Annotated in this window: 24 protein-coding genes and 1 riboswitch; of the genes, 17 read left to right on the plus strand and 7 right to left on the minus strand. The window is 75.2% G+C overall.

The window, feature by feature from the left end; translation table 11 throughout:
* The first annotated feature begins 11 nt into the window (after positions 1-11).
* Positions 12-440 carry a hypothetical protein gene (locus tag ACI8AG_RS11840; protein WP_456589542.1) on the plus strand — a complete coding sequence of 143 codons (429 nt, stop codon included), beginning with the start codon at positions 12-14 and terminating at the stop codon, positions 438-440.
* Positions 437-1,495 (plus strand): anthranilate phosphoribosyltransferase, encoded by a 1,059-nt coding sequence (trpD, locus tag ACI8AG_RS11845; RefSeq protein WP_456589541.1) that lies wholly within the window; start codon positions 437-439, stop codon positions 1,493-1,495. Before ACI8AG_RS11840 ends, trpD begins: the two co-directional genes overlap by 4 nt.
* Positions 1,496-1,506: 11 nt before the next feature.
* Here trpD and ACI8AG_RS11850 read toward each other — a convergent pair whose 3' ends face one another.
* A complete protein-coding gene (locus ACI8AG_RS11850; protein WP_456589540.1) occupies positions 1,507-1,794 on the minus strand; it encodes an Lrp/AsnC family transcriptional regulator in 288 nt (95 codons plus the stop codon).
* Positions 1,791-3,566, minus strand: a complete 1,776-nt coding sequence (locus ACI8AG_RS11855) for a DEDD exonuclease domain-containing protein (protein WP_456597194.1) — start codon at positions 3,564-3,566, stop codon at positions 1,791-1,793. Before ACI8AG_RS11855 ends, ACI8AG_RS11850 begins: the two co-directional genes overlap by 4 nt.
* A 196-nt stretch (positions 3,567-3,762) precedes the next feature.
* On the opposite strand from ACI8AG_RS11855, the gene ACI8AG_RS11860 reads away from it, so the two are divergent.
* The 5 genes from ACI8AG_RS11860 to ACI8AG_RS11880 all read left to right on the plus strand — a co-directional run bounded on the left by ACI8AG_RS11860 (position 3,763) and on the right by ACI8AG_RS11880 (position 9,977).
* Positions 3,763-5,508, plus strand: a complete 1,746-nt coding sequence (locus tag ACI8AG_RS11860; RefSeq protein WP_456597195.1) for a D-alanyl-D-alanine carboxypeptidase family protein — start codon at positions 3,763-3,765, stop codon at positions 5,506-5,508.
* A gap of 83 nt (positions 5,509-5,591) precedes the next feature.
* Positions 5,592-5,900 carry a hypothetical protein gene (locus ACI8AG_RS11865; RefSeq protein ID WP_456597196.1) on the plus strand — a complete coding sequence of 103 codons (309 nt, stop codon included), beginning with the start codon at positions 5,592-5,594 and terminating at the stop codon, positions 5,898-5,900.
* A gap of 176 nt (positions 5,901-6,076) precedes the next feature.
* Positions 6,077-6,253: riboswitch (cyclic di-AMP (ydaO/yuaA leader) on the plus strand.
* Positions 6,254-6,270: 17 nt separating this feature from the next.
* The gene (locus ACI8AG_RS11870) at positions 6,271-7,350 is read left to right on the plus strand and encodes an NlpC/P60 family protein (protein ID WP_456597197.1); all 1,080 of its coding nucleotides are present in this window, start codon (positions 6,271-6,273) and stop codon (positions 7,348-7,350) included.
* 240 nt (positions 7,351-7,590) lie between these two features.
* Positions 7,591-8,856, plus strand: coding sequence for a M48 family metallopeptidase (locus tag ACI8AG_RS11875; protein ID WP_456597198.1), 1,266 nt, complete (start codon positions 7,591-7,593; stop codon positions 8,854-8,856).
* On the plus strand, positions 8,853-9,977 hold the full coding sequence (locus ACI8AG_RS11880) for a glycosyltransferase family 4 protein (RefSeq protein WP_456597199.1): 1,125 nt from the start codon (positions 8,853-8,855) through the stop codon (positions 9,975-9,977). Before ACI8AG_RS11875 ends, ACI8AG_RS11880 begins: the two co-directional genes overlap by 4 nt.
* A gap of 42 nt (positions 9,978-10,019) precedes the next feature.
* Here ACI8AG_RS11880 and ACI8AG_RS11885 read toward each other — a convergent pair whose 3' ends face one another.
* Positions 10,020-11,813 (minus strand): AMP-dependent synthetase/ligase, encoded by a 1,794-nt coding sequence (locus tag ACI8AG_RS11885; protein ID WP_456597200.1) that lies wholly within the window; start codon positions 11,811-11,813, stop codon positions 10,020-10,022.
* A gap of 157 nt (positions 11,814-11,970) precedes the next feature.
* On the opposite strand from ACI8AG_RS11885, the gene ACI8AG_RS11890 reads away from it, so the two are divergent.
* The 4 genes from ACI8AG_RS11890 to ACI8AG_RS11905 are packed head-to-tail and all read left to right on the plus strand — an operon-like array spanning position 11,971 to position 14,883.
* The gene (locus tag ACI8AG_RS11890; protein ID WP_456589532.1) at positions 11,971-12,402 is read left to right on the plus strand and encodes an SRPBCC family protein; all 432 of its coding nucleotides are present in this window, start codon (positions 11,971-11,973) and stop codon (positions 12,400-12,402) included.
* 5 nt (positions 12,403-12,407) lie between these two features.
* Entirely contained in the window at positions 12,408-13,556 is a 1,149-nt protein-coding gene (locus ACI8AG_RS11895) for an ArsA family ATPase (protein WP_456597201.1), read from the plus strand.
* The gene (locus tag ACI8AG_RS11900) at positions 13,553-13,900 is read left to right on the plus strand and encodes a hypothetical protein (RefSeq protein ID WP_456597202.1); all 348 of its coding nucleotides are present in this window, start codon (positions 13,553-13,555) and stop codon (positions 13,898-13,900) included. The genes ACI8AG_RS11895 and ACI8AG_RS11900 overlap by 4 nt, the downstream gene beginning before the upstream one ends.
* Entirely contained in the window at positions 13,897-14,883 is a 987-nt protein-coding gene (locus ACI8AG_RS11905) for an ROK family glucokinase (protein WP_456597203.1), read from the plus strand. Before ACI8AG_RS11900 ends, ACI8AG_RS11905 begins: the two co-directional genes overlap by 4 nt.
* A 66-nt stretch (positions 14,884-14,949) precedes the next feature.
* Here ACI8AG_RS11905 and ACI8AG_RS11910 read toward each other — a convergent pair whose 3' ends face one another.
* The 3 genes from ACI8AG_RS11910 to ACI8AG_RS11920 are packed head-to-tail and all read right to left on the minus strand — an operon-like array spanning position 14,950 to position 17,683.
* On the minus strand, positions 14,950-16,185 hold the full coding sequence (locus tag ACI8AG_RS11910) for an ornithine cyclodeaminase, nickel-pincer nucleotide-dependent (protein ID WP_456597204.1): 1,236 nt from the start codon (positions 16,183-16,185) through the stop codon (positions 14,950-14,952).
* A gap of 2 nt (positions 16,186-16,187) precedes the next feature.
* Positions 16,188-16,868 carry a hypothetical protein gene (locus ACI8AG_RS11915; protein WP_456597205.1) on the minus strand — a complete coding sequence of 227 codons (681 nt, stop codon included), beginning with the start codon at positions 16,866-16,868 and terminating at the stop codon, positions 16,188-16,190.
* A complete protein-coding gene (locus tag ACI8AG_RS11920; protein WP_456597206.1) occupies positions 16,865-17,683 on the minus strand; it encodes an alpha/beta hydrolase in 819 nt (272 codons plus the stop codon). Before ACI8AG_RS11920 ends, ACI8AG_RS11915 begins: the two co-directional genes overlap by 4 nt.
* A gap of 110 nt (positions 17,684-17,793) precedes the next feature.
* On the opposite strand from ACI8AG_RS11920, the gene ACI8AG_RS11925 reads away from it, so the two are divergent.
* The 6 genes from ACI8AG_RS11925 (at position 17,794) to ACI8AG_RS11950 (ending at position 21,480) form a co-directional block, all read left to right on the plus strand.
* Positions 17,794-18,555 (plus strand): lysophospholipid acyltransferase family protein, encoded by a 762-nt coding sequence (locus ACI8AG_RS11925; protein WP_456589525.1) that lies wholly within the window; start codon positions 17,794-17,796, stop codon positions 18,553-18,555.
* Positions 18,556-18,709: 154 nt separating this feature from the next.
* Positions 18,710-19,192, plus strand: coding sequence for a polyadenylate-specific 3'-exoribonuclease AS (locus ACI8AG_RS11930; RefSeq protein WP_456597207.1), 483 nt, complete (start codon positions 18,710-18,712; stop codon positions 19,190-19,192).
* 55 nt (positions 19,193-19,247) lie between these two features.
* Complete coding sequence (locus ACI8AG_RS11935) at positions 19,248-19,817, plus strand: hypothetical protein (protein ID WP_456597208.1); 570 nt, start codon at positions 19,248-19,250, stop codon at positions 19,815-19,817.
* A gap of 47 nt (positions 19,818-19,864) precedes the next feature.
* A complete protein-coding gene (locus tag ACI8AG_RS11940; RefSeq protein WP_456597300.1) occupies positions 19,865-20,455 on the plus strand; it encodes a PucR family transcriptional regulator in 591 nt (196 codons plus the stop codon).
* Positions 20,456-20,807: 352 nt separating this feature from the next.
* Positions 20,808-21,050 carry an STAS domain-containing protein gene (locus tag ACI8AG_RS11945; protein ID WP_456597209.1) on the plus strand — a complete coding sequence of 81 codons (243 nt, stop codon included), beginning with the start codon at positions 20,808-20,810 and terminating at the stop codon, positions 21,048-21,050.
* 136 nt (positions 21,051-21,186) lie between these two features.
* Positions 21,187-21,480: a GlsB/YeaQ/YmgE family stress response membrane protein gene (locus tag ACI8AG_RS11950; protein ID WP_456597210.1), complete on the plus strand. Its 294-nt coding sequence runs from the start codon at positions 21,187-21,189 to the stop codon at positions 21,478-21,480.
* 63 nt (positions 21,481-21,543) lie between these two features.
* Here the strand turns inward: ACI8AG_RS11950 and ACI8AG_RS11955 are convergent, their stop codons facing one another.
* The gene (locus tag ACI8AG_RS11955; protein WP_456597211.1) at positions 21,544-23,694 is read right to left on the minus strand and encodes a methyl-accepting chemotaxis protein; all 2,151 of its coding nucleotides are present in this window, start codon (positions 23,692-23,694) and stop codon (positions 21,544-21,546) included.
* Positions 23,695-23,883 lie beyond the last annotated feature (189 nt).

Below are 23,883 nucleotides of genomic sequence, written 5' to 3' on the forward strand. Positions count from 1 at the left end.
GGCTCGGCGGCGTGAGTGCTGCCGAGAAGCCCGCCGCCCCGGCCACCGTGCTCGTCTACAGCCACCGTCCGGAGGTGCGCGACGCGGTCCGCGCAGCGGTCGGCCGGCGGCCCGCCGCTGACGTGGGTCCGCTGACCTGGCTGGAGTGCGTGACCGGCGACGAGGTGGTCGCCGCGGTCGACGCCGGAGGGATCGACCTGTGCATCCTCGACGGTGAGGCCCAGCCCGCCGGGGGCATGGCCCTCGCCCGGCAGCTGGAGATGGAGGTCGCCGACCGGCCGGCCGTCTGCCTGCTCGTCGCCCGGCAGCCCGACCGCTGGCTGGCGCACTGGTCGCGCGCAGAGGCGACGCTGGCCCTGCCGGTCGACCCGCTGGTGGCGCCCGGGGTGGTGGCCGACCTCCTGCGCGCTCGCGCGGGACGGTCCGTGGCCCGCCGGTGACGTCCTCGTCCGCCCCCACGTGGCCGGGGCTGCTGAACCGCCTGCTCGCCGGCCAGGACCTCACCGCCGAGGACACCCGTTGGGCGATGCGCGAGGTCATGACCGGCGAGGCGACGCCGGCCCAGGTGGCCGGCTTCACCGTGGCGCTCCGGGCCAAGGGCGAGGCGCCGCAGGAGGTCGCGGGACTGGCCGCCGAGATGCTGGCGCAGGCGACGCCGGTGCAGCTGCCGATGGACTGCGTCGACATCGTCGGCACCGGTGGCGACGGCGCGCACACGGTGAACATCTCCACGATGGCCGCGGTCGTGACGGCCGCCGCCGGCGCGCCGGTGGCCAAGCACGGCAACCGGGCGGCGTCGTCCTCCTCGGGCGCCGCCGACGTGCTGGAGGCGCTCGGGGTGGTCATCGACCTGCCCGCCGACGCCGTGGCCACGTGCGTGCGCGAGGCCGGCATCGGGTTCTTCTTCGCACCGGTCTTCCACCCCGGCATGCGGCACGCCGCCGCCCCGAGGCGGGAGATGGGCATCGGCACCGTCTTCAACTTCCTCGGGCCGCTCACCAACCCGGCGCGCCCGGTGGCGGCTGCGATCGGTTGCGCCAACGCGCGCATGGCCCCCGTCCTCGCCGAGGTGCTCGCCGCCCGGGGGACGCGGGCGCTGGTGTTCCGGGGCGACGACGGACTCGACGAGCTGACCACCGCGGCGACGTCGGCGGTGTGGACGGTCCGGGACGGCGCCGTGTCGGCCGAGCGGGTGGACCCGGCTGCGCTGGGCATCGAGGCGCCCGCCCCGGACGCGCTGCGCGGCGGGGATGCCCGGGACAACGCCGAGGTGTTCCGGCGGCTCGTGGACGGCGACCGCGGGGCGGTGCGCGACGCCGTGCTGCTCAATGCCGCCGCGGCGCTGGTGGCGTTCGACGAACGGCCCGCGCGTTTGCACGACGCCCTGGCCGCGGGGATGGAGCGGGCCGCCGCAGCGATCGACGACGGTCGGGCGGCGGCGCTGCTGGACCGCTGGATCGCCGTCAGCCGGGAGGTCGCCCCGCCCGGCCGCTGAGCGCCGGCCGCTCAGGCTTCGGTGTCGAAGCCGATGGAGAAGGCTGCCTCGAGGTCGTGGCGCGAGTAGGCGCGGAAGGCGATGTGGGTGTCGGTGTCGAGGACTCCCGCGACCTTGTTGATCCGGCCGGCGATGACCTCCGCGACCTGCTCGAACTCGCGGACGCGGACGATGGCGATCAGATCGGCATCGCCGGCGACGGAGTAGACCTCGCTGACCCCGTCGAGCTCGGCGACGGCCTGGGCGACCTCGGCGATCGAGTCGGTGGCGGCGTCGATCATCACGATGGCGGTGATCACGCGGGGGATGCTATCCGCTCCGGCCGGGCGCGGGTGCCCAGCGACCGCCCGTCGGCGAAGGGGTCCTGCGCGTCACGCCCGGACTCCACCCGCGCCAGGAACCCGCTGTAGGCGCCGGTGCCGGGTGCGGGGGAGGCGAGGGTGCCGGTCAGCTGCACCAACCGGGTGCCGGGCTTCTCCAGCCAGCGGAGGACGAGCTCGGTCTCGTCGACCGACGTCGGGTCGTCCGCACCGGGAACGGTCTCCGCGGTCGCGAGCAGGCCCGGCAGCACGCTCCGCACGGTGGTGCCACGCGGCGCGTTCCCGGCCGCGGCGAGGCGCCCCAGCCGGACGACGGACAGCTCCCACCCGCCCTGGCCGTCGGGACGGGCCAGCACGAGCTCGGGCACGGCAGCCAGCGACTCGAGCCGTTGCCGACGGCGGAGGGCCCGGACCAGCACGGCGACCCGGTCGCGCAGCACGGCGGCGTCCTCGTAGCGCTCCTCGGCGGCGAGCCGCTCCACCCGGTCCAGCAGCGGGGCGAGCAGGGGACGGGGGTCGTGGCCCACCGCGGCGGCGAAGACCGCCGCCACGCCGGCGTACTCGGGAACCGACTGGGCGCCGGTGCAGGGGGCGCCGCAACGCCCCATGTCGGCCAGCGCGCAGGCGTTGACCGGCGTGCGGGGGGAGAGTCGGGCGGTGCACTGCCGCAGCGGCAGCACCTCGTGGACGGCGGCCACGGCGGCGTCCGCGGCGCGGCGGTCGGGGAACGGCCCGAGGAACACGCCGGCGTCGGGGCGGACCCGGCGGACCACCGACAGCCGCGGGAAGGGCTCGTCGGTGAGCCGGACCCACAGCGCGCGCTCGGGGAAGCGGGACCGCCTGTTGTACCGCGGCTTGTGGCGGGCGATGAGCCGCAGTTCGCGGACCGCGGCCTCGAGCGCGTGCGCGCACGGGATCGGCTCCACCCGCTGGGCGAGGCTGACCATCTCGGTGATGCGGCTGCGCTGCTCGCCCGAGGTGAAGTAGCTGCGGACCCGGCTGCGGAGGTCGCTGGAGGTGCCCACGTAGAGCGGCTCGTCCCTGGGGCCGCGGAACAGGTAGACGCCGGGGCCGCTGGGGACGGCGTCGGCCAGGTGCCGCTTCCGCCGACGCTCCGGATCGACCTGCCGGGTCAGCCCGGTCAGCTCCTCGAGGGTGGTGACGCCCAGGGGGCCGAGCCGCTCGAAGAGGCCGTGCAGCACGTCCACCGTGGCCCGCGCGTCGTCCAGGGCCCGGTGCGTGGGCGAGGTGGTGGCGGAGAAGTACGGGGCCAGGGTGGCCAGCTTGCAGTTGGGCACCTCGTCCCGGCTGAGCAGCCGCCGGGCGAGGACGGCGGTGTCGACGGACGCCGCCGTGGGCCACACCAGGCCGTTCTCGGCGCACGCCGCCTTGAGGAACCCGAGGTCGAACGGGGCGTTGTGGGCGACCAGGACGGCGCCGCGGGCGAACTCGAGGAAGGTGGGGAGCACGGCGCCGATCCGCGGGGCCGTGGCGACCATCGTCGACGTGATCCCGGTCAGCACGCTGATGTAGGGCGGGATCTCGTGGCCTGGGTCGACGAGGGTCTGGAACTCGCCGAGCACCTGCCCGCCGCGGACGCGCACGGCCCCGATCTCGGTGATGGCGCTGTCCTTCGGGGACCCGCCGGTGGTCTCCAGGTCCACGACGACGAACGTGACCTGCGCCAGCGGTGTCCCGACCTCCTCGATGGAGACCTGCTGGTAGCGCAGCGGTGCGGGGGAGGGTGCCACGGGGCGGACGCTAGGTCGGGGGGCTGACACTCCGGGGGACGCGCGCCGGGGCCGGCCGCGCACGGGCCCCCTGACCGGGGGGTCCGGGGCTGCCCGCATCGAGTGGGACCTGGTGTTCCGGCCCCGATCGGGACACCATGCCTGCCAGTGGCCGTCGCGTCCGGTGCGACCGGCCCGCAGGCAGAGGTGGTCGGTGATGCCCGCGCGCTCCAGGTGGCGCCCGCCCGCCCGGGCCCGGCGGTGCGCGGTGGCCGCGGTGCTGGTGGCGGGCGCGGCCGTGCTGCTGCCCGCCGGGCCGGTGGCCGCCGCGCCCAGCGACCAGCCGGGTGGCACCTCCGGCGTGCTGGACAGCCGCGACCTGGACCAGCTGCAACGGCGGGCCGCGGAGGTCCAGGAGGACCTCCGCGCGCGCCAGGGGCAGGTCGTCGCCGCACGCGAGGCGCTGGCCGAGGCGCAGCGGTCGGTGGACGAGGCGAGGACGGTGCTCGAGGACGCCCGGGGCGTGCTGGCCGGGCACCAGCGCGAGGTCGCCGGGTACGCCGTCGCCGTCTACCGGGACGGTGGCGCCCTCACCCCTCTCACGCTCCTGCTCGCCGGTGGGGATCCGGGGGAGGTCCTCGCCGGCGTGGGCTTCCTCGACGCCGTCGACGCGCACCTCGCCCACCTCATCGGCATCGCGGAGAGCCACCGGCGCGCCGCCCTGGACCAGCAGCAGCGCGCCCAGGCCGCGCTCGACGAGGCCCAGGGGCGGGCGGACGAGGTGGCCGCGCGGGTGGCCGCGCTGGAGGCGGCCGCCGACGCGGTCACCACGGAGCTGCACGACACGCTCGCCGTCGTCGACCGGCAGCTGGCGGCGCTCCAGGGGGAGCAGGCGTCGGTGAACGAGCAGACGGCGGCCAGCTGGCGGGCCTACGTCGACCAGCTCCGGACCGCCGGCCTCGCGGACGTGCCCGCCGCTGCGCTGCGGGAACCCGGGCGCAGCCTCCCCGACCGCCTGGCTCCGGTGGGCGCCGCCGGTGGCGGCGCGCAGCGCGGGGTGGCCCAGCTGCCCGGGCGGCCGAGTTCGCTCCTGGTGCTGCCCGCCGAGACCCTCGCCGCCGTCAGCGGCGCGATGGAGGCCCTGGGGCAGCCGTACGCACCGGGGACGGCGGGGCCGGAGTCCTGGGACTGCGGCGCACTGGTCCGGGTGGCCTACGGCCGGGCCGGTGTCCAGCTGCCCGCGACGCAGGAGGAGCTGTTCGCGAGCGCCGTGCCGGTGGACCGCGCCGACGTCCTCCCCGGCGACCTGGTCTTCCTGGGCTCCCCGGAGGCGGGGCTCGGGCACGTGGGCATCGCCCTGGACCCGCGGACCATGCTGACCGCTGACGCGCGGGCCGGCGCGGTCGTGGTGCGCATGCTGCCGGGCGACCAGGTGCTGGCGATCGGCCGCCCGGTCCTCGGCCAGCGGCCCCCCGTCGCCGTCCCGGGGCCGGCCGCGGGGGCGCTGCGGACCGAGTGCGGCAACACCGTCTACCCGCCCAGCTACGACGGAGCCCGCGCATGGGGCGGCTACCCGAACGGCCTCATCCCGCCCAGCGCCATGTGCCCGCTGGGCGTCGGCGGGCACGCGCTGCCCTGCGACGCGGCCGCCGCCTACCGCGCCATGTCGGCGGCCTACGCGACCGCCTTCGGCAGCCCGTTGTGCATCACCGACTCCTACCGGACCTACGCAAGCCAGGTGCGGCTGTACGGGGAGAAGCCGGCCCTGGCCGCGGTGCCCGGCACCAGCAACCACGGCTGGGGTCTGGCGGTGGACCTGTGCGGCGGCGTCGAGACGTTCGGCACCCCGCAGTACGCCTGGATGGCCGCCAACGCCGGCCGCTTCGGCTTCCTGCACCCCACGTGGGCCGATCCGGGCAACGGCCGCGAGGAGCCGTGGCACTGGGAGTTCGCGGGCAGCTGATCCGGCGCGGGCCGTCGGTGGCGCCGCGGAAATGTCGGTGGCCCTTCCTACCGTGCGCAGCAACTCACGGAGGAGAAGAAGCGATGCTCATCGATTGCGACACCTGCACCGCCCGCGGGACCGGCTGCGCCGACTGCGTCGTGACCGTGCTGCTGGGAGCCCCGCCCGGGTGGCAGGGGGGCGACCCGGTCGTCGTGCCGATGACCGGGCGGCCGCGTGGCGAGCCGGCCGCGGCCGCCGAGGACGTCGTCGTGCCACCGCCGGGCGTGGTGGTGGAGTTCGACGAGGTGGAACGCAGCGCCGTGCGCGCGCTGGCCGAGGGGGGCCTGGTTCCCCCGCTGCGGCATCCCGACGGGCACGGCGGGGAGCGGTCCGGACGGCGCACCGGCTGATCGCCGCCGCACCCCGCGGCGAGGGCCGGGTGACCACCCGATCGGGTGAATGCCCAGGTGGGCGGCCAGGCGCCCGTCGCACACGCCTCAGCTGTTCCCGTTTGTCACAGGCGCATCACGGTCGTAGGGTTCCCTCCGTTCGGCCGGGTGGTCGTCATCCATCGATGGATGGCCTCGACCGGACACCGCCTAATCACCGCGTGGCGCGCACCACTGCGCCCGAGGTGTACCGGGGACCCACCGCACTCTGGGGTGAGTTCTCCCGCCGCCGGCTCGCCGGTGGGTGGGGGATAGGGCCAGTCTTCCCAGCCCGAACCCGTCAGCTAACTCGGTCGGCGGTCGAAGTGGAAGAAACGGAGAGCCGCCGCACGTGGCGACCCCTCACGCACTACTGACGCACGCCCCCGAACAACTCCACACCGCCGGCCGGCGCAGCTCCGCCAGCGCCCGCCGCTTCGGACCGCTCCGTTCGGGGCTCCTGGTCAGCGCCGTCGCAGCCCTGACCGTCACCGTCCTCCCGGGTACCGCGTCGGCGGTCCCCGGCACCGCCGACGAGATCGCCGCCCAGGTGGCCGAGGCCAGCCACGAGCTGGAGGTCGTCTCCGAGCAGCTGAACGAGGCGCGCGTCGTCCTCGAGGGCCACCAGCGCGACGCGCAGGCCGCGAGCGAGGCGGTCGCGGAGGCGGAGGGCCGGCTCGGCTCCCTCGACGGCCACATGCGCCGGCTGGCCCGCAGCGTCTACACCGGCAGCGGCATGTCGCAGCTCGACGTCCTGCTGACCAGCACCTCGGCCGACCAGCTGGTCGACCAGCTGGGCACCCTCGACGCCATCGCCGGGCACACCAGCGAGGTGCTCACCGAGGTGTCGCGCGCGGCCGAGGACGCGGAGCAGGCCCGCGACGCCGCCGAGGAGGCCGCGGCGGACGCCCGGCGGGCGGTGGAGCAGATCGCCGCCCAGCAGGAGGAGCTCGAGGCGAAGATCGCCGACTACCAGCGCCGGTACGAGGCGCTCACCGCGCCGCAGCAGGAGCAGGTGGCGCAGGCCCACGGTGGCACCGGCCTCCCGGCGCCCACCGGCGCCGTCATCGCGCCGAGCTCGGCCGCCCAGGTGGCGGTGAACACCGCGCTCGCCCAGATCGGCGACCCGTACGTGTGGGGTGCCGGCGGGCCGAACGCCTTCGACTGCTCGGGGCTGACGTCGTACGCCTACGCCGCGGCGGGTGTGATGCTGCCGCACTCCAGCCGGTCGCAGAGCCAGATGGGCAGGCCCGTCTCGCGCGGCGAGCTGCAGCCTGGCGACCTGCTGTTCTTCTACAGCCCGGTGAGCCACGTGGGCATGTACATCGGCAACGGCCAGATGGTGCACGCCTCCACCTCCGGCCAGCCGGTGAAGGTGGCGAGCGTGGACTCGATGGGGAACTACAACAGCGCCCGTCGCATCGCCGGCTGACGGCTCCGGGAGCATCGCAGCGAGGAACGAGGGCCGGTGATCCCGACAGGGGTCGCCGGCCCTCGCCGTCGCTGGCCGGTCAGGTGACCGAGGGCCCGATCCCGAGGACCTCGGGCAGGCCCGGAGGACGGGAACACGGTGAGGGCGGGCCTCGCGACCGGGTCGAGCAGGATGCAGGCCGCCCAGCACGTCCCCGAACCGGGACGGGCCGCTGCGGTTGGCCCGCCTAGGATCGGCCGGGTGAGCGTTCGCCGGGCCGCCCTGGTGGCCGCGGCCCTGCTGGGGATCGCCGTCGTCGTCGTCATCGTCGTCCGCACCCCGTGGGACGTGCTGCCCGAACCGCCCGGAGGGCACACCGAGCCCGACCCGACCGCCGGCCTGGATCCCGCGGCGATCGAGCGCGCGGAGGCCTTCGCCGCCGCCCTGCGACCCGCGTCGCTGGTCTCCCTCGTCCTCGGGCTGGCGGTCTCGGCCGTGCTGGGGCTCACCCCGCTGGGGGCCCGCCTGATGCGGTCGCTGGGGGCGCGGGGGAGGGACCGCTGGGTCGTGCGGGTGGTGCTGGGGGTGCCGGTCCTGCTCCTCCTGGGCCGCGCCGTGACCCTGCCGATCTCCGCCTACGCGGAGTCCGTGCGCACGCGCTACGGCCTGTCCACCCGCGGCTGGGGGCTCTGGCTGCGCGACGTCGCCGTCTCGTGGGCCATCAGCGCGGCGCTGACAGTGGTCGTGGTGCTGGCCTTCCTGTGGCTGGCCCGTCGCGCGCCGCGCACCTGGTGGGCCTGGGGCGGGGCGGCAGTGGCCGGCTTCGTCGTCGTCGGCTCGTTCCTCTACCCGGTGGTCATCGAGCCGGCGTTCAACTCCTTCGAGCCGCTGCCGGCGGGTGAGCTGCGCAGTGACCTGCTGGCGCTCGCCGAGGAGAACGGCACCCCGGTGCAGGACGTGCTGGTCTCCGACGCCTCCCGGCGGACCACGGCGCTGAACGCCTACGTCTCCGGGTTCGGCTCCACCCGGCGCATCGTGGTCTACGACACCGTCCTCGGCGAGCTGCCCGACGCGGAGATCGAGTCGATCTCGGCGCACGAGCTCGGGCACGTCGCCACCGACGACGTCCTCACCGGCACGCTCATGGGCGCGCTCGGCGCGGGCGCGGCGACCGCCCTGCTCGGCTGGTTGCTGACGTGGACGCCGCTGCTGCGCCGCGCCGGCGCGCCCTCGGCCGGCGACCCCCGCGTGGTCCCCCTGCTGCTGTTCCTCGTCGCCGTGGGCAGCCTGCTGGCCACACCCGTGCAGAACCTGGTGTCGCGCCAGGTCGAGGCCCGCGCGGACCTGCACGCCCTCGACCTCACCCGCGATCCGGAGGCCTTCATCGCCATGCAGCAGCGGCTCGCCACGGCCAACCTCGGCGATCCGGACCCGCCGGCGGCCTGGCACTGGTTCTTCGGCAGCCACCCCACGACCGCGCAGCGCATCGCGATGGCCGAGGACTGGGCGCGCCTGGAGGGGCCGTGAGCCGGACGCTCGTCGTCACCAACGACTTCCCGCCCCGGCAAGGGGGCATCCAGACCTTCGTGGCGGCGCTGCTGGAGCGACGGCCGCCGGACTCGCTGGTCGTGCTGGCGTCGGACGCACCGGGCTCGGCCGAGCACGACCGATCCTTGCCCTATCCGGTGGTGCGCCGGCCGACCGGGATGCTCCTCCCGACGCGGGCGACCGCCCGCGCGGCCGTGGAGCTGGTGGAGCGGTACGGCTGCGACACCGCGTTCTTCGGGGCGGCCGCGCCGCTGGGGCTGCTCGCGCCCGCGCTGCGCGCCGCCGGGGTCCGGCACCTGGTCGGGGCCACGCACGGCCACGAGACCGGCTGGGTCGCCCTCCCGGGCAGCCGGCAGGTGATGCAGCGGATCGCCACGGGGCTGGACGTCCTCACCTACATCAGCGAGTACACCCGCGAGCGCCTCGCTCCGCCGCTCGGGGGCCGCACCCGGCTGGCCCAGCTCTCGCCCGGGGTCGACGTCGACCGGTTCGCCCCCGGGGTCGACGGGACGGCGGTGCGTGCCCGCCACGGGCTCGGTGACGCACCGGTGGTCGTCTGCGTCTCCCGGCTGGTCGCCCGCAAGGGGCAGGACGTGCTCGTGGCGGGGTGGCCGCGGGTGCTCGCCCGTCACCCGGGGGCCCGGTTGCTGCTGGTCGGTGGTGGGCCGGACGAGGGCAAGCTGCGTCGTGCGATCGCCGCCCGCGGCCTGCAGGGCTCCGTCGTGCTGACCGGCCCGGTGGACCACGACGAGCTGCCGGCGCACTACGCCGCCGGAGACGTGTTCGCCATGCCCTGCCGCACCCGGCGCGGGGGACTCGACGTCGAGGGCCTCGGCATGGTCTTCCTCGAGGCCGCGGCCTGCGCCCGCCCGGTCGTCGCGGGCACCTCGGGCGGTGCGCCGGAGGCGGTGCGCGACGGCGTCACCGGGCACGTGGTGGACCCGCGGTCACCGGAGGCGGTGGCGACGGCGCTGGTGGGGTTGCTCGACGACCCGGGGCGCGCCCGGGCGATGGGCCTGGCCGGGCGGGCCTGGGTGGAGCAGCGGTGGTCCTGGACGTCGATCGCCGCGACGTTCGACGAGCTCCTCACGAAGCACTGAGGCCCGCCGCGCAGGGGCGCGGCGGGCCTCGGTACGCGGCGTTCAGCGGCTGTAGAGCGCGTCCACGTCGGAGCCGAACTCCTTCATGACCACGTTGCGCTTCAGCTTCAGGCTGGGCGTCAGCATCCCGTTGTCCTCGGTGAAGTCGGTGGCCAGCACCGTGAACTTCTTGATCGCCTCGGCCTGGGAGACCGTCTTGTTGGCCTCCTGCACCGCGGCGTCGAGCTCGGCGAGCACGTCGGGGTCCTCCCGCAGCTGGGCGGCGGTGAGGGAGGTGTCCTTGCCCCTGGACTCCAGCCACTGCGGCAGCGCCTCTTCGTCGAGGGTCACCAGCGCGGCGATGTAGGGCCGCTGGTCGCCGACGACGATGCACTGGCTGACCAGCCGGTGGGCGCGCAGCCGGTCCTCCAGCACCGCCGGGGCGACGTTCTTGCCGCCCGCGGTCACCAGGATCTCCTTCTTCCGGCCGGTGATCCTGAGGAAGCCGTCCGAGTCGAGCTCGCCGATGTCACCGGAGTGGAAGAAGCCCTCGGAGTCGATGGCCTCCTTCGTCGCCTCCGGGTTGTTCCAGTAGCCGCGCATGACGATGCCGCCCCGGATGAGCACCTCGCCGTCCTCGGCGATCCGGAACGTGACACCGGGCAGCGGCCGGCCGACGGTGCCGATGCGCAGGGCCGCGTCGTGGTTCACCGAGGCGGCCGCGGTGGTCTCGGTGAGGCCGTAGCCCTCGAAGACGGTGACGCCGATGCCGCGGAAGAAGTGGCCGAGCCGCTCACCCAGCGGGGCACCGCCGGAGATGGCACCCAGGCAGCGCCCGCCCAGGGCGGCCCGCAGCTTGCCGTAGACCAGCTTCTCGAACAGCGCGTGCTGCACGCGCAGGCCCAGCCCCGGGCCGCCGGTGTCCTGGGCGCGGGACCAGTCGATGGCCACCTGTGCGGCCCGGTCGAAGATCTTGCCCTTGCCGTCGCCCTCCGCCTTGGCCTTGGCCGAGTTGAAGACCTTCTCGAAGACCCGGGGGACGGCGAGCACGAACGTCGGCCTGAACTCGCCGAGGTCCTCGACGAGGTTCTTCACGTCGGGCGTGTGGCCGATGACGGTGCGGTTCTTGATGGCGCCGACCTGCAGCACGCGGGCGAGCACGTGGGCCAGCGGGATGAACAGCAGGAGCGAGCCCTGCACGTTCATGAACCGGTCGAGCAGCGTGATGCCGTTGCCGATCTCGAACAGGAAGTTGGCGTGCGTCAGCTCGCAGCCCTTGGGGCGGCCCGTGGTGCCGCTGGTGTAGATCAGCGTGGCCGGGCTGTCGGCGTGGAGCGTGGCCCGGCGGGCGTCGAGCTCGCGGTCGGGCATCTCCCGGCCGGTCGCGGTCAGCTGCTCGACCGCGCCGTCGTCGATGACGAAGACGGCCTTCAGCTCGGGCGCCTGGTCCCGGATCGACTCGATGGCGGCGGCGTGCTCGTCGCGCTCGACGACGGCGACCGTGGCCCCGGAGTCGGAGAGGATCCACGCCACCTGGTCGGCGCTGGAGGTCTCGTAGACCGGGACGACGACCGCGCCGGCGGTCCAGATGGCGTAGTCGAAGACGGTCCACTCGTAGCGCGTCTTGGCCTGCAGGGCGACGCGGTCGCCGGCGGCCACCCCCGCGGCGATCAGGCCCTTGGCGACGCCGCGGACCTCCTCGCCGAACTGCTGCCAGGTCACGTCGGTCCAGCGGCCGTCCACCCGGCGCCGGAGGCCGACCTCGTTCCCGTGCTCGGCGACGTTGGTCGTGAGCATGTCGGTGAGGGCCTCGTCGGGGCCCACCTCGTGGGTTGCTGGAACGCTGAACTCGCGCACGCCCGGTCCTTTCCTCCCCGACCGTCCGGAGGCACCGTCGCCCGCGGCCCCGGTACGGGGACGTCCGAACAATCTAGCGGCTGGTGCTACCCGGGAGTAGCCGAGTGCCGTGGTGTACGGGGGCCGGGCACGGCGGGGAGCGGCTAGCCTGCTGCCCATGGCCGACCAGTCCACCCAGTCGATCGTCGTCGAGGCGCCTGCGGCCGAGGTCATGGCGGTGATCGCCGACTTCCCCTCGTATCCGCAGTGGGTGACCGCCGCTAAGAAGGTCGAGGTCCTCGAGACCGGCGCGGACGGCCGGGCCCGGCGGGTGCACTTCGTGCTGGACGCCGGCGCGGTGAAGGACGACTACGTCCTCGAGTACACCTGGGACGACGATCGCCGGGTCTCCTGGACGCTGGTCCAGGGTCAGATGCAGAAGCGGCAGGAGGGCTCCTACACCCTCGCCGAGACCGGCGGCCGCACCGAGGTCACCTACTCGATCACCATCGACCTCTCCATCCCGATGCTCGGCATGATCAAGCGCAAGGCGGAGAAGGTCATCCTCGACACCGCGCTCAAGGAGCTCAAGAAGCGCGTCGAGGGCTGAGCCGAGTGCGCACCCTCCTGGTCACCGGCCCCGGCGGGACGGGCTCCTCGACGCTGGCGGCCGCCGCGGCCGTCCGCGCCGCCCAGGAGGGCCGGCGCACGCTGCTGCTCTCCCGGCAGCCGCCACCCGTGCCCGGCCTCGACGAGGTCCCGGGGCTGCGCACGCTGCGCGTGCAGGGGCGCCGGGCGGTCGAGGACCTGTGGGGAGCCCACGCCGGTGCGCTCGGTGCGCTGCTGCCGCACCTGGAGCTGCCGCCGGCCAGCTCGGTGGTGCCGCTGCCGGGTGCCGAGGAGCTCGCGCTGATGGCGGCGCTCGGCTCCGCCGACGCCGACCTGGTGGTGGTCGACGCCGGCCCCCTGCGGGACGGGCTCGCGCTGGCGGCCCTGCCCGGCGTCCTGCGCTGGTGGCTGGACCAGGCGCTGCCGCCGACGGCCCGGGCGCTGGCCGCCGTGCGGACGGCGACGGTGGCGGCGGGGGCGGCCCGCCAGGGACCGGTGGACGCACTGCTCGCCGCGCTGCCCGGGCTCGAGCGGCTGCTCGCGCAGGAGCGGCTGGCCGATCCGACCGCCACGGCGGTCTGGCTGGCCGCCGCCGCCCGCGGCCCCGCCGTGCCGGAGCTGCGGAACGCGGCGACCGTGCTGGCCCTGCACGGGTTGCGGGTCGGCACCGTGCTCGCCCGGGTGCTGCCGGCCGGCGGTCCGGGGGAGTGGTGGGCGGGACGCATCGCCGAGCAGGACGCCGCCCGGTCCCGGCTGGCGGAGGTGGCCGCCGTGCACGACGTCCCCGAGCTGCCGGCCTCACCGGCGGACGTGGCCGGTGCCCGGGCCCTGCTGGACGGGCTGGATCTCCCGGCGTCCGGCGGGCCGGCGAGACCGGCCCCGCACCGGGGCGGGTCCGGGTGGCAGTTGGTCGTCCCGCTGCCCTTCGCCGACCGCGCCGCCGTGGGGCTGACCCGGTGGGGCGATGACCTCGTGCTGTCGGTAGGGGAGGATCGTCGTTCGCTGCGCCTGGACTCGCTGCTGCGCCGGTGCGAGGTGACGGGGGGACGGCTGCTCGCCCCCGGCACCGCCGACGCCCGCCTCGAGGTCAGTTTCCGCCCGGATCCGCAGCAGTGGCCGGCCGACCTCCTGGCGGCCGAGGGGAGGAACAGATGACCACCGGTGCCGACTGGCTCGACCAGGCCCGCCGCCTGTTCGACGTCGTCCGGGCCAGCGCCGAGCGGCCCGCCGACGCTTCCGGCGACGGGCACGGCGGGGACTGCCGCTGGTGCCCGGTCTGCCAGGCGGCCGCCGTCGTCCGTGGTGAGCGTCCCGAGGTGACCGCCGCGCTGGCCGACGTCCTCACCACCACCGCGGCCGCGCTCCGGGCGTTCGCGGAGGACCAGGGCGCCGGCGGCGCCACCCCGGCGACCGGCGACCGCGCCCCCGAGCAGCCCACCGAGCAGTCCAACGAGCAGCCCACCGGCCAGCCGGCCGTCCAGCGGATCGACATCGCGTGACCGGGCCCGAGGTGACGGCCCGCCCGGCGCTCGGCATCGACATCGGCGGCACCAAGGTCGCCGGTGGGCTGGTAGCGCCCGACGGCACGATCGTGGCCACCGCGCGGCGGGCGACGCCCGGCGCCTCGGTGAGCGACACCGAGGACGCCATCGCGGCCGTCGTCGACGAGCTCGCCGGGGGGCTGGGGGACGAGGTCGTCGGCGTCGGCGTGGGTGCCGCCGGCTGGTTCGACCGCACGGGGGACACCGTGCTGTTCAGCCCGCACCTGGCGTGGCGGAACTCCACCCTGCGCAAGGACCTGGGCGCGCGGCTGCAGCGCCCGCTGTGGGTGGGCAACGACGCCGACGCCGCGGCGTGGGCCGAGTACCGCTACGGCGCCGCCCGGGGCGCCGACCTGGCGCTGATGATCACCCTCGGCACCGGCATCGGGGGCGGCATCGTGCTCGACGGGCGGCTGCGCCGGGGCTCGCACGGGGTCGCGGGGGAGTGGGGGCACATGCGCGTGGTCCCCGACGGGCGGCTGTGCGCCTGCGGCAACCGGGGCTGCTGGGAGCAGTACGCCAGCGGGACGGCGCTGGGCCAGACCGCGCGGGAGGTGGCCCGCACCTCACCGGCGGCCGCCGCGCTGCTGCTGGAGCGGGTCGACTGCGAGCCCGACCGGCTGACCGGCGAGCACGTGGCCCGCGCCGCCTACGACGGCGACCCGCTGGCGCTCGAGCTGGTCACCGACGTGGGGTACTGGCTGGGCCAGGGGATCGCCGACCTGGCGGCGGTGCTCGACCCCGAGATCGTGGTGATCGGCGGCGGGGTCAGCGTGCTCGGCGAGATGGTGCTGCGGCCCGCCCGGGAGCGGCTGGAGCGCGCCCTGCCCGGCCGCGGCTTCCGCCCCGGCCCCCGGGTCGTCGTCGCCGAACTGGGGCCGCAGGCCGGCATCGTGGGCGCGGCCGACCTGGTGCGGAGGGCCGTCGCCGAGGGCGAGTAGAAGGACCCCGTCCCCCTCCCCGCTCGCAGGCTCGCGGCGAGCCTCTGGACGGGGCCGCCCAGAGCCTCACTCCGGAGCGAGCTCGCGGGCCAGCTGCTCCAGGAACAGGCCGATGTCGGTGACGATGCCGATCGCCTGCGCGCTGCCCCGGTCGGCCAGCTTGGTGACCGTGGCCGGGTTGATGTCGACGCAGACCAGCGGGATCGACGCCGGCAGGATGTTCCCGGTGGCGATGGAGTGCAGCATCGTCGCCACCATGATCGCGAAGCCGACGTCGTGCAGCTCGGCGCGCATCGCGCGCTGACCCTCGATCACGTCGGTGTGCACGTCGGGCAGCGGCCCGTCGTCGCGCACCGAGCCGACCAGCACGAACGGTCTCCCCGCCTGCACCATCGCGTGCATGACCCCGCCGGTGAGGACGCCGGAGTCGACGGCCGCCTGGATGGAGCCGGCCGCCCGGATCGTGTTGATCGCGCGGATGTGGTGCTCGTGGCCGTGCGGCACCCCCGAGCCCTTCGCGAGGTCGACCCCCAGCGAGGTGCCGAACAGCGCCGACTCGATGTCGTGGGTGGCCAGGGCGTTGCCGGCGAAGAGGACGTCGACGTAGCCGGCGCGGATCAGCCGCACCATCGCGGGGGCGGCGCCGGTGTGCACCACGGCCGGCCCGCCCACCCACAGCACCCGCTTCCCGGCGGCCCTGACCTCGCGCATGCGCTCGGCGATCTGCCGGACCAGCAGCGCCTGGGGCTTCTCGCTGGACACCGCGGAGGACATGAAGCCGAAGTCGTCCTCCGTGCCGCGCGGGGCCTGCACGGGCAGCTCCACCCGCACCCCCTGGGCCCCGCAGACGACGGCGTCTCCCGCGCGCACGTCGCTCACGGGCACCGTGCGCACGACCGTGCCGGTCTCCTCGGTGGACACCACCAGGCCGCAGTCCATCTCCGGGTTGCGCACCCGCAGCCACTCCCCGTCCAGGCGGACGAGGGTCTCCAGGTTGGTGGTCGAGTAGAAGTCGTCCGGGAAGACCCCGTCCGCGGGGGCGGGGCGGGTCGTCGCCGTCCCCGGGTCGACGGCGTTGGCCCCGTGGACCTGCACCCGCATGAGGATCCGCTCGAGCCGCTCGGCCTCGTCGGCGGTGATCTCGATCAGCGCCGTCGACTCGTCGGCGTGCTCGCGCCCCAGGGCCAGGTCGGCGATCCGGTAGTCCCCGCCGTACTCCAGGACGTCGTCGAGGATGCGGGCGAGGGTGCCGGTGTCCATCAGGTGGCCGGCGACGGTGACGGTGGCGGTGGCGGTGCCCATGCTCAGACCACCGCCCCGTCGTCGCCGTCGTCGGAGCGGTCGCGCATGCGGGAGACCAGCAGCGCCACGCCACCGGCCACCACGCCCACCCCGAGGACGAGGCCGGCGTCGGCCGAGAGGCCGATGATCGAGGGGACGCCGATGAGCAGGATGCCGGCGGCCACCAGCAGCAGGGCGTAGAGGACCGCCGGTGCGGGGACCGGCAGCGGCGGCGGGGCCGGCGGCTCGAAGTGCTCCTCCGGCCGGTCGAGCACCGGCACCTCGTGCGGCGTCGGCGGGGGCGCGTCCGACGGCGCCCCGTCGACGGCCGTGGGGCCGTGCTCGGCCTCGAAGGCGGCCACGATGCGGCGCCACTCGGCGTCCTCGTCGAGGTCGCGCCCGGCGGGCCGGCGGAGCACGCGCGGCTCGGCCGGGTGCTCGTCGGCGTGCTGCTCGACCAGCCCCCGCGCCTCGGCCCGGCGCGACCGGTCGACGAACAGCCGGTCCGACGGCGGGCTGGGGAGGACGACCGACCGGGTGTAGGGGCCGACGTCGGCGGCCGGCTCCAGGTAGGCGGCGATCCCGGCGGCCTCGAGGACGTCGAGGAGGTGCTCGCCCACGCGTGGGTCGACGTCGCGCACCGGGCTCCAGAGCGCGGCGTCCAGGCCGTTGTCGCGGCGGCCCCGGCCGCGCCGCTCGGTCACCGACGCCCGCCCGACGAGGCGCCGGTCTCGTCCACCGGCACGCGCGCACGGATCCACTCGGCGGACCGGCGGAAGACCAGCGGGGCGTCGTTGTCCAGGGTGGCCACGTGGTAGCTGTCCTCCAGCACGACCTCGGTGGTGTCCGGGCTGGCCACACCGGCCAGCAGCAGGGCGCTGCTCACGGGCTCCACGACGTGGTCCTCGGCGCTGCGGAAGACGATGACCGGCGCCGTGACCAGCCCCAGGTCGGCGCGGGTGGCGGCCCAGAGGCCGCGCAGCTGCAGCATCGCGCGCGTGGGCAGCTTCGGGTAGGCGAGCTCGGTGACGCCGGGCTTCTTGATGTCGCTGGCGATCGGTGCCCAGCTGGGGGTCAGCCGGGCCAGCAGCGGGAGCAGCTTGGCGTCCAGCCGCTGGGTCGTCAGCGCCGGGTTCACCAGGAGCAGTCCGGCGACGTCGCCCGCGCGCACCTCGGCCAGGCGGGTGGCCAGCGTCCCGCCCATCGAGAGGCCGGCGACGAACACCCGGTCGCAGGTGGCGGCGAGCTGGTCGAACGCGTGCTCCACCGTCTGCGTCCACTGGTCGGAGGTGCTGGCGTTGCAGTCCTGCCAGCGGGTGCCGTGGCCGGGCAGCAGCGGGCACCGGACGGCGAAGCCCTCGGCGGCCAGGTGCTCGCCCCAGGGCCGCACGCTCATCGGCGTCGCGGTGAACCCGTGGACGAGGAGCACGCCGGTGCGCCCCGCCGGCCCCTCGCCGCCGGGGAACTCGAACGGCTCGGCGCCGGGCATGACCTCGGGAACGGGGGTCGGTCCGGGCACGGCGCTCCTCCTCGGCATCCGGCGTCGCGCCGGTGTCGGCTACCTCACGACGGGTCCCGGATTGTGATCGGGGCCCCAGGCTCCCTAGTCTGGCAGTCCCCGAGGGAGGCGTGTTGTTCTACTGGTTCCTCAAGTTCGTCGCGATCGGTCCGGCGGTGACCGTGGTCTGCCGCCCGAAGGCCGAGGGCGTCGAGCACGTGCCGGCGACGGGGGCGGCGATCCTGGCGAGCAACCACCTCTCCGCGGCCGACTGGATCTTCATGCCCCTGCAGCTGAAGCGGCGGGTGACCTTCCTGGCGAAGGCGGAGTACTTCACCGGCAAGGGTGTGAAGGGCTTCCTGCAGCGTGCCTTCTTCTCCGGCGCCGGCCAGGTGCCGATCGACCGGTCCAGCGCGTCGGCGGCCGAGAACGCCATCCAGACCGGCCTGCGCATCCTCCGCCAGGGCAAGCTGCTCGGCATCTACCCGGAGGGCACGCGCTCGCCCGACGGCCGGCTCTACCGCGGCAAGATCGGGGTCGCCCGCATGGCGCTGGAGACCGGTGTCCCGGTGATCCCGGTGGCCATGTGCTACAGCTCCCGGAAGCTGCCTTTCGGCAAGGAGCTGATGCGGGTGAAGGTCGTCTTCGGGGAGCCGCTGGACTTCAGCCGCTACGAGGGGCTGGCCGGGGACCGGTTCGTCGAGCGCTCCATCACCGACGAGATCATGTACGAGATCATGACGTTGTCGGGCCAGGAGTACGTCGACGTCTACGGCGCCACGGTGAAGAAGTCGATGGACGCGACGGGCGCCAGCGCCAACGACGTCATCGCGACCCTGCAGCCGCCGGTCACCGAGGCCGCCGACCGCGCACCCACGACGCTCGCCGGCTGACGGGGCAGCAGCCGGTCGAGCACGTCGCGCGGCAGCGTGAGCAGCGCGGCTCGGGGCATCGTGGGGCTCCCGGACCCACTGGGCGACGAGGTCCTCGGTGACGGAGAAGAACGCGCGCACCAGCTGCCGTCGGCGGCGACCTACGGTGGACGGCGTGCGGCGCTTCTTTTACGACACCGAGTTCATCGAGGACGGCACCACGATCGACCTCGTCTCCATCGGCGTCGTCGACGAGACCGGCCGGGAGTTCTACGCCGTGAGCACGGAGTTCGACCCCGGCAAGGCCATTCCCTGGGTGCGCCGCAACGTGCTCGACCAGCTGCCCCCGCCGGCGGACAAGGCGTGGCGCAGCCGCCAGCGGATCCGCGAGGACCTGCTCTCCTTCCTGACCGCACCGGGGGAGGAGATCGAGCTGTGGGCCTGGTTCGCCGCCTACGACCACGTGGCGCTGTGCCAGCTGTGGGGCGCGATGCCGGCGCTGCCCGGGCCCATCCCGCGCTTCACCCGGGAGCTGCGGCAGCGCTGGGACGACCGGGGGCAGCCGCCGCTGCCGCCGAAGCCGCAGGGCACCCACGACGCGCTGGTCGACGCCCGGTACAACCTCGCGCGCTGGCACGCCATCGAGGCCGCGGGCTGACGTGCCCACCGCCCGCAGGTGGACCCCGGGGGCGGGAGACGGAACAGTGCCCGGTGTGGGCCGACCCAGCGAGCGCCCGGAGTCCGAGGTGCTGGCGGAGGTGGAGGACGCCGCCGCCCGGGAGCACGGGGTGCCGGCGTCCCTGCTCGACGGGTACCTGACCGTGCTGACCGCCGTGGCGGTGCAGGGGCGCCGGCTGACGGCCGCCGAGGAGGCCCACTGCCGGCAGCTCGGCGCGAGGGCGGCGGAGCAGGGGGTCGGGCTGCCCGCGCTGGTGGACCTGTACATGACTGCGTCGCGCAGGCTCTGGCCGCGCCTCCCGGGCCTCGTGGGTGACTCCCGCGGACGGTCGGGCTCCGTCGACCTGGTGTCCGTCGGGGAGGCCGTGTGGCGCGGGGCGGACACGGCGCTGGCGGCCCTGGCCGCGGGGCACGTCGACGCCGAGCGGGACGTGGTCCGTCGCGAGGAGGCGTTCCGGCGGGAGTTCGTCGACGACCTGCTCACCGGCCGGTCGGAGGTCGGCGCGCTCGTCGAGCGGGCCGACCGGCTGGGGCTGGCGCTGACCGGCAGCCACACCGTGACGGTGGCGGCGACCGACCGGCCCACCGACTCCGGCATGCCCTGACCGGGTGGCTGGAAGCGGAGGCGCGCGCCCGCTTCGGCGACCGAGGGCTGCTCGTCGCGGCGAAGGACGGTCGGCTCGTCTGCGTGCTGTCCTCGGTCCCGGCGCCGGGTGGGCGGGCACCCGACGACGACGCGCTGGCCGAGCTGTCCGGCCAGGCGGTGGGCCGGCTGACCCGCCGTGCGCGGTGGCGGGTGGGGGTGGGGCGCTCGTACCCCGGTCCGCGGGGGGTCCTCCGCTCCTACCGCGAGGCGGTGGACGCCCTCGAGGTCGCGCAGCGGCTGAGCCTCCCCGAACCGGTGGTCCACGCGCGGGACATGCTCGTCTACCGGGTGCTGCTCCGGGACGAGGAGGCGATCGCCGACCTCGTCGGCACGGTGCTCGGTCCGCTGGTGGACGCCCGGGGTGGCCCCGAACCCCTTGTCGCGACGGCAGAGGTGTACTTCGCCGGCGGGCGCAATGCGGCCTCGGCGGCCCGTCGGCTGCACCTGAGCGTGCGTGCGGTGACCTACCGGCTGCAGCGGATCCGGGAGCTCAGCGGGTACGACCCGGCGGATCCGGCCGACCAGCTGCCGCTCCTCGTCGCCGTCACCGGAGCGCGCCTGCTCGACTGGCCGGCGAGGCCCCTCACCCTCCGCTGAGCAGCGGGTTGCCCGGTCGACGCTGCCGGATCCCGGCAACGAGTGGCAGCGGGTGTCGTCCGGCCCGGCCCCTGCCGGCGGCGGGCGCGCAGTCCTAGCGTCGGGACATGGCTCGGACCTCCCACCCGCTCCCGCGGCCCACCGCCTCCCCGGCCACCCCGTCGGTGGCCCGACCCGGCCGATCCGCGCAGCGGCTGCGCGCCGGGCACCCGGCGTCCCGGCACACCGGCGCGGTCGCGGACGGTGCCGAGCTGACCCTGGATATCCGGTGGGGCGGGCGCCGTCCTCTCGTCGAGGTGTCCGGTGAGCCGACCTGGCGGGCGCTGATCTGTTCGCGGCCCTCCTCGCCCACGTGCGGGCCACCGATCCGGGGCCGATCGCGGTCGACCTCGGCCGCGTCAGCTTCATCGACTCGCACGGGCTCTCCCCGGCGCTCGCCCGCGACGTCGTCCTGGTGGCGGCCTCGCCGGTGGTCGCCCGGGTGCTGCGGCTGCTGGGCCTCCCGATCCCCCCGCCCGGCGAGATCCGGCACGGCGTCGGCCGGCCCCGCCGCGGCCGTCCCCGCCGCGGCCGTCCCCGGTCCGGCGGCGCCTGAGCCGTCGCGGCGAGCCGCTTGCCGCCACCGGGAAGGGACGGCCCCCGGAACGCTGCCCGATCCCGACCGGGTGCGCCACCACCGTCCCGGACATCCGCAGCACGTCCCGCTGCGTCGTCGTGAAGAGGTGTTCCCCGTGCTCTCCCTGCTCTGGTTGCTCGTCGTCGGTCTGATCGCCGGTTTCCTCGCCCGGGCGCTCGTGCCCGGCAAGGACACCATGAGCCTGGGCGCCACGCTGCTGCTCGGCGTGAGCGGCTCCGTCGTCGGTGGCCTGGTCCTCGGCCTCCTCTTCGGTGGCTTCCGGGACCGCGGATTCGGTCCCGTCGGGATCATCGGTTCCGTCCTGGGAGCGGTGCTCGTGCTCCTGCTCTACAACCGGTTCTCCGGCCGGCGCGAGGCCGGCTCGGGGGCACGGCGCGGCGTGCGCTGACCTGAGAAGCGCAGAAGGCCCTCTCCCGTCGCCGGGAGAGGGCCTTCCCCCACACGGCGGCGGCTACACCGTGAAGACGGCGAGCAGCCGGTTGAGCTCCTTGGACAGCCCGTCCAGCTCCTGGGCCGCCGAGCGGGCCCGCTCCACGTCGGTCGCGCTGTCGTCGGCGTCCCGGCTCACCGTGGTCAACGTGGTGGTGACGGTGCCGGCGCCCTCCGCCGCCGTCGCCACGCTGCGGCTGAGCTCCCGGGTGGTCGCCGTCTGCTCCTCGACGGCGCTGGCGATCGTCGTCTGGTGGTCGTTGATCGCCCGGACCACTTCGGCGATGCGCGAGATCGACCGCACCGCGTCGGTGGTCTCGGACTGGATGCCCTGCACCCGCTGCGCGATCTCCTCGCTGGCCTTCGCCGCCTCCTGCGCGAGCTCCTTGACCTCGTTGGCGACGACGGCGAAGCCCTTGCCCGCATCGCCCGCGCGGGCCGCCTCGATGGTGGCGTTGAGGGCCAGCAGGTTGGTCTGCTCGGCCACCCCGGAGATGACCTTCACGACGTCCCCGATCTCCGCGGAGCTCGCCCCGAGCGCGGCGATCGTCGTCTCGGTCTGCTCGGCGAGGGACGCCGCCTGGCGGCCGACCTCCGCCGCCTCGGCGGCGCTGCGGGCGATCTCGGTGATCGAGACCCCCATCTCCTCGGCGCCGGCGGCCGCGGAGGAGACGCTGCTGCTGATCTCCGCCGCGACGCCGTGGGCCCCCTGCGCCTGGTCCCGGCTGCGGGAGGCCCGCTGCGCCAGGCCGTCGGCGACGGTGGACACCCCTGCGGCCGAGGCGGCGACGTCCTGCGCGCACCGGTGGATGTCGCGCACGGTGCCGGCCACCTTCTCCACGAAGCGGTTGAAGGCGCCGGAGAGCTGCCCGACCTCGTCGTCGCGGGAGTCGTCCATCCGCTGGGTCAGGTCGCCCTCCCCGTCGGCGATCTCGGCCATGCGGTCGCGCAGGTGGGTCAGGGGCTGGGTCAGCCGGTGCCCGACCCACCGGGCGAGCACCCCGCCCAGCACGGCGATCACCAGGCCGGCGACCACCATCGCCCACATCATGGACGAGCGGCCGGACGCGAGGGACTCCTGGGCGCCGGCGAAGTCCTCGTCGCGCGCCACGGTGGCGATGATCCAGTCCCAGGGGGCGTAGTACGACACCCGGACGGTCGTGGGCCCGGCCTGGGGGTCGTCGTAGCGCACGGTCGCCTGCTCGCCGCCTTGCAGCTGCAGGGCGGCGTCGACGATCTGCTGCACGTAGGGCGTGCCGTCGGCGTCGGTGGCCGAGAGCATCTGCTCGCCGTCGCGGCTGCCGTCGGGGCTGATCAGCACGGTGCCGGCGCGGTCCCCCGTGCCGCCGTAGATCTCGACGTGGCCGTTCTCCCCGATGGTGGTGGCCTGCAGGCCCTCGCGGAGCGCGGGCAGGTTCTCCTGCTTCACCCCGACGTAGAGGACGCCGACCACGTCACCCGCGGGCCCGAGGATGGGTTCGTAGGCCGACACCAGCCAGGAGTCGACGACGAAGGCGTTGCCGCGGTAGGTCTCGCCCTTGCTCACGGCGGAGGCGACCGGGTTCGGCGCGCCGTCGGGGTTGACGGCGGGGATGTAGGTGCCGATGGCGCGGGCGCCGCTCGCGGCCTGCACGTTCGTGGCCACGCGCAGGAAGTCGCCCGAGGGCGTCTTCTGGAAGATGGTCACGGTGGCCCCGACCATCGTCTTGACGGTGTCGACCACCGGCGTGGGGACGGCGGCGTCGCTGTTCTTCCCCAGCCACTCGCCGCCGACGAGGACGCGGGGGAGGGTCAGGGGCGTGACCTCGCCGGTCAGCTGGTTCTTGGCGTCCCAGGGGACCAACCCGGTGCCGGAGTCGTCGATCGCGAACCCGCCGGCCTGCTGCAGGACGTACCGGGCGGTGGCGAGGTCGGAGCCGACCTTGGCGGCGGTGGAGGCGCCCTGGGTGGCGACGACGTCGTAGGTGCCGCGGGCCGCCCGGCTGATGTCCTGCTCGACGAGGGCGTCCATGTGCTGCGCGGCGTCGTCGGCGAACCGGCTGCTCTGCCAGGCGCTGACGCCGCCCATGGCCACGCCGGTCGCGGTGACGCTGGCCACCGCGAGGGCCACGACCTTGGTCCGGATGCCCGTGTTCGAGGGAACCGCCCAGGCGGGCAGGTTCGTCCAGCGCATGTTCTGCCTTCCAGGTAGGGGCGGCGATCTGGGTGCCGCCGCTCGACCGGGATATCGGCAGCTCAGCGCGGGGTTCGCCGCGGGAGCGACCGTCTGTGGCCTGATCGTCACCGCGCGGGGCGGGTGGTGCGCCTGGATGGAGTCGCTCCACGGTCCGCCGGCGTCCGCGCCGGGACGCCGTCCCGCTTC

The organism is Blastococcus sp. SYSU DS0552, assembly GCF_054050815.1.

Bases quoted from the DNA above. Each gene is read 5' to 3' on its own strand.
- ACI8AG_RS11860 (WP_456597195.1), top strand. From the start codon at position 3,763: ATGCCCGCGCGCTCCAGGTGGCGCCCGCCCGCCCGGGCCCGGCGGTGC.
- ACI8AG_RS11865 (WP_456597196.1), top strand. From the start codon at position 5,592: ATGCTCATCGATTGCGACACCTGCACCGCCCGCGGGACCGGCTGCGCC.
- ACI8AG_RS11890 (WP_456589532.1), top strand. From the start codon at position 11,971: ATGGCCGACCAGTCCACCCAGTCGATCGTCGTCGAGGCGCCTGCGGCC.
- ACI8AG_RS11900 (WP_456597202.1), top strand. From the start codon at position 13,553: ATGACCACCGGTGCCGACTGGCTCGACCAGGCCCGCCGCCTGTTCGAC.
- ACI8AG_RS11910 (WP_456597204.1), bottom strand. From the start codon at position 16,185: ATGGGCACCGCCACCGCCACCGTCACCGTCGCCGGCCACCTGATGGAC.
- ACI8AG_RS11955 (WP_456597211.1), bottom strand. From the start codon at position 23,694: ATGCGCTGGACGAACCTGCCCGCCTGGGCGGTTCCCTCGAACACGGGC.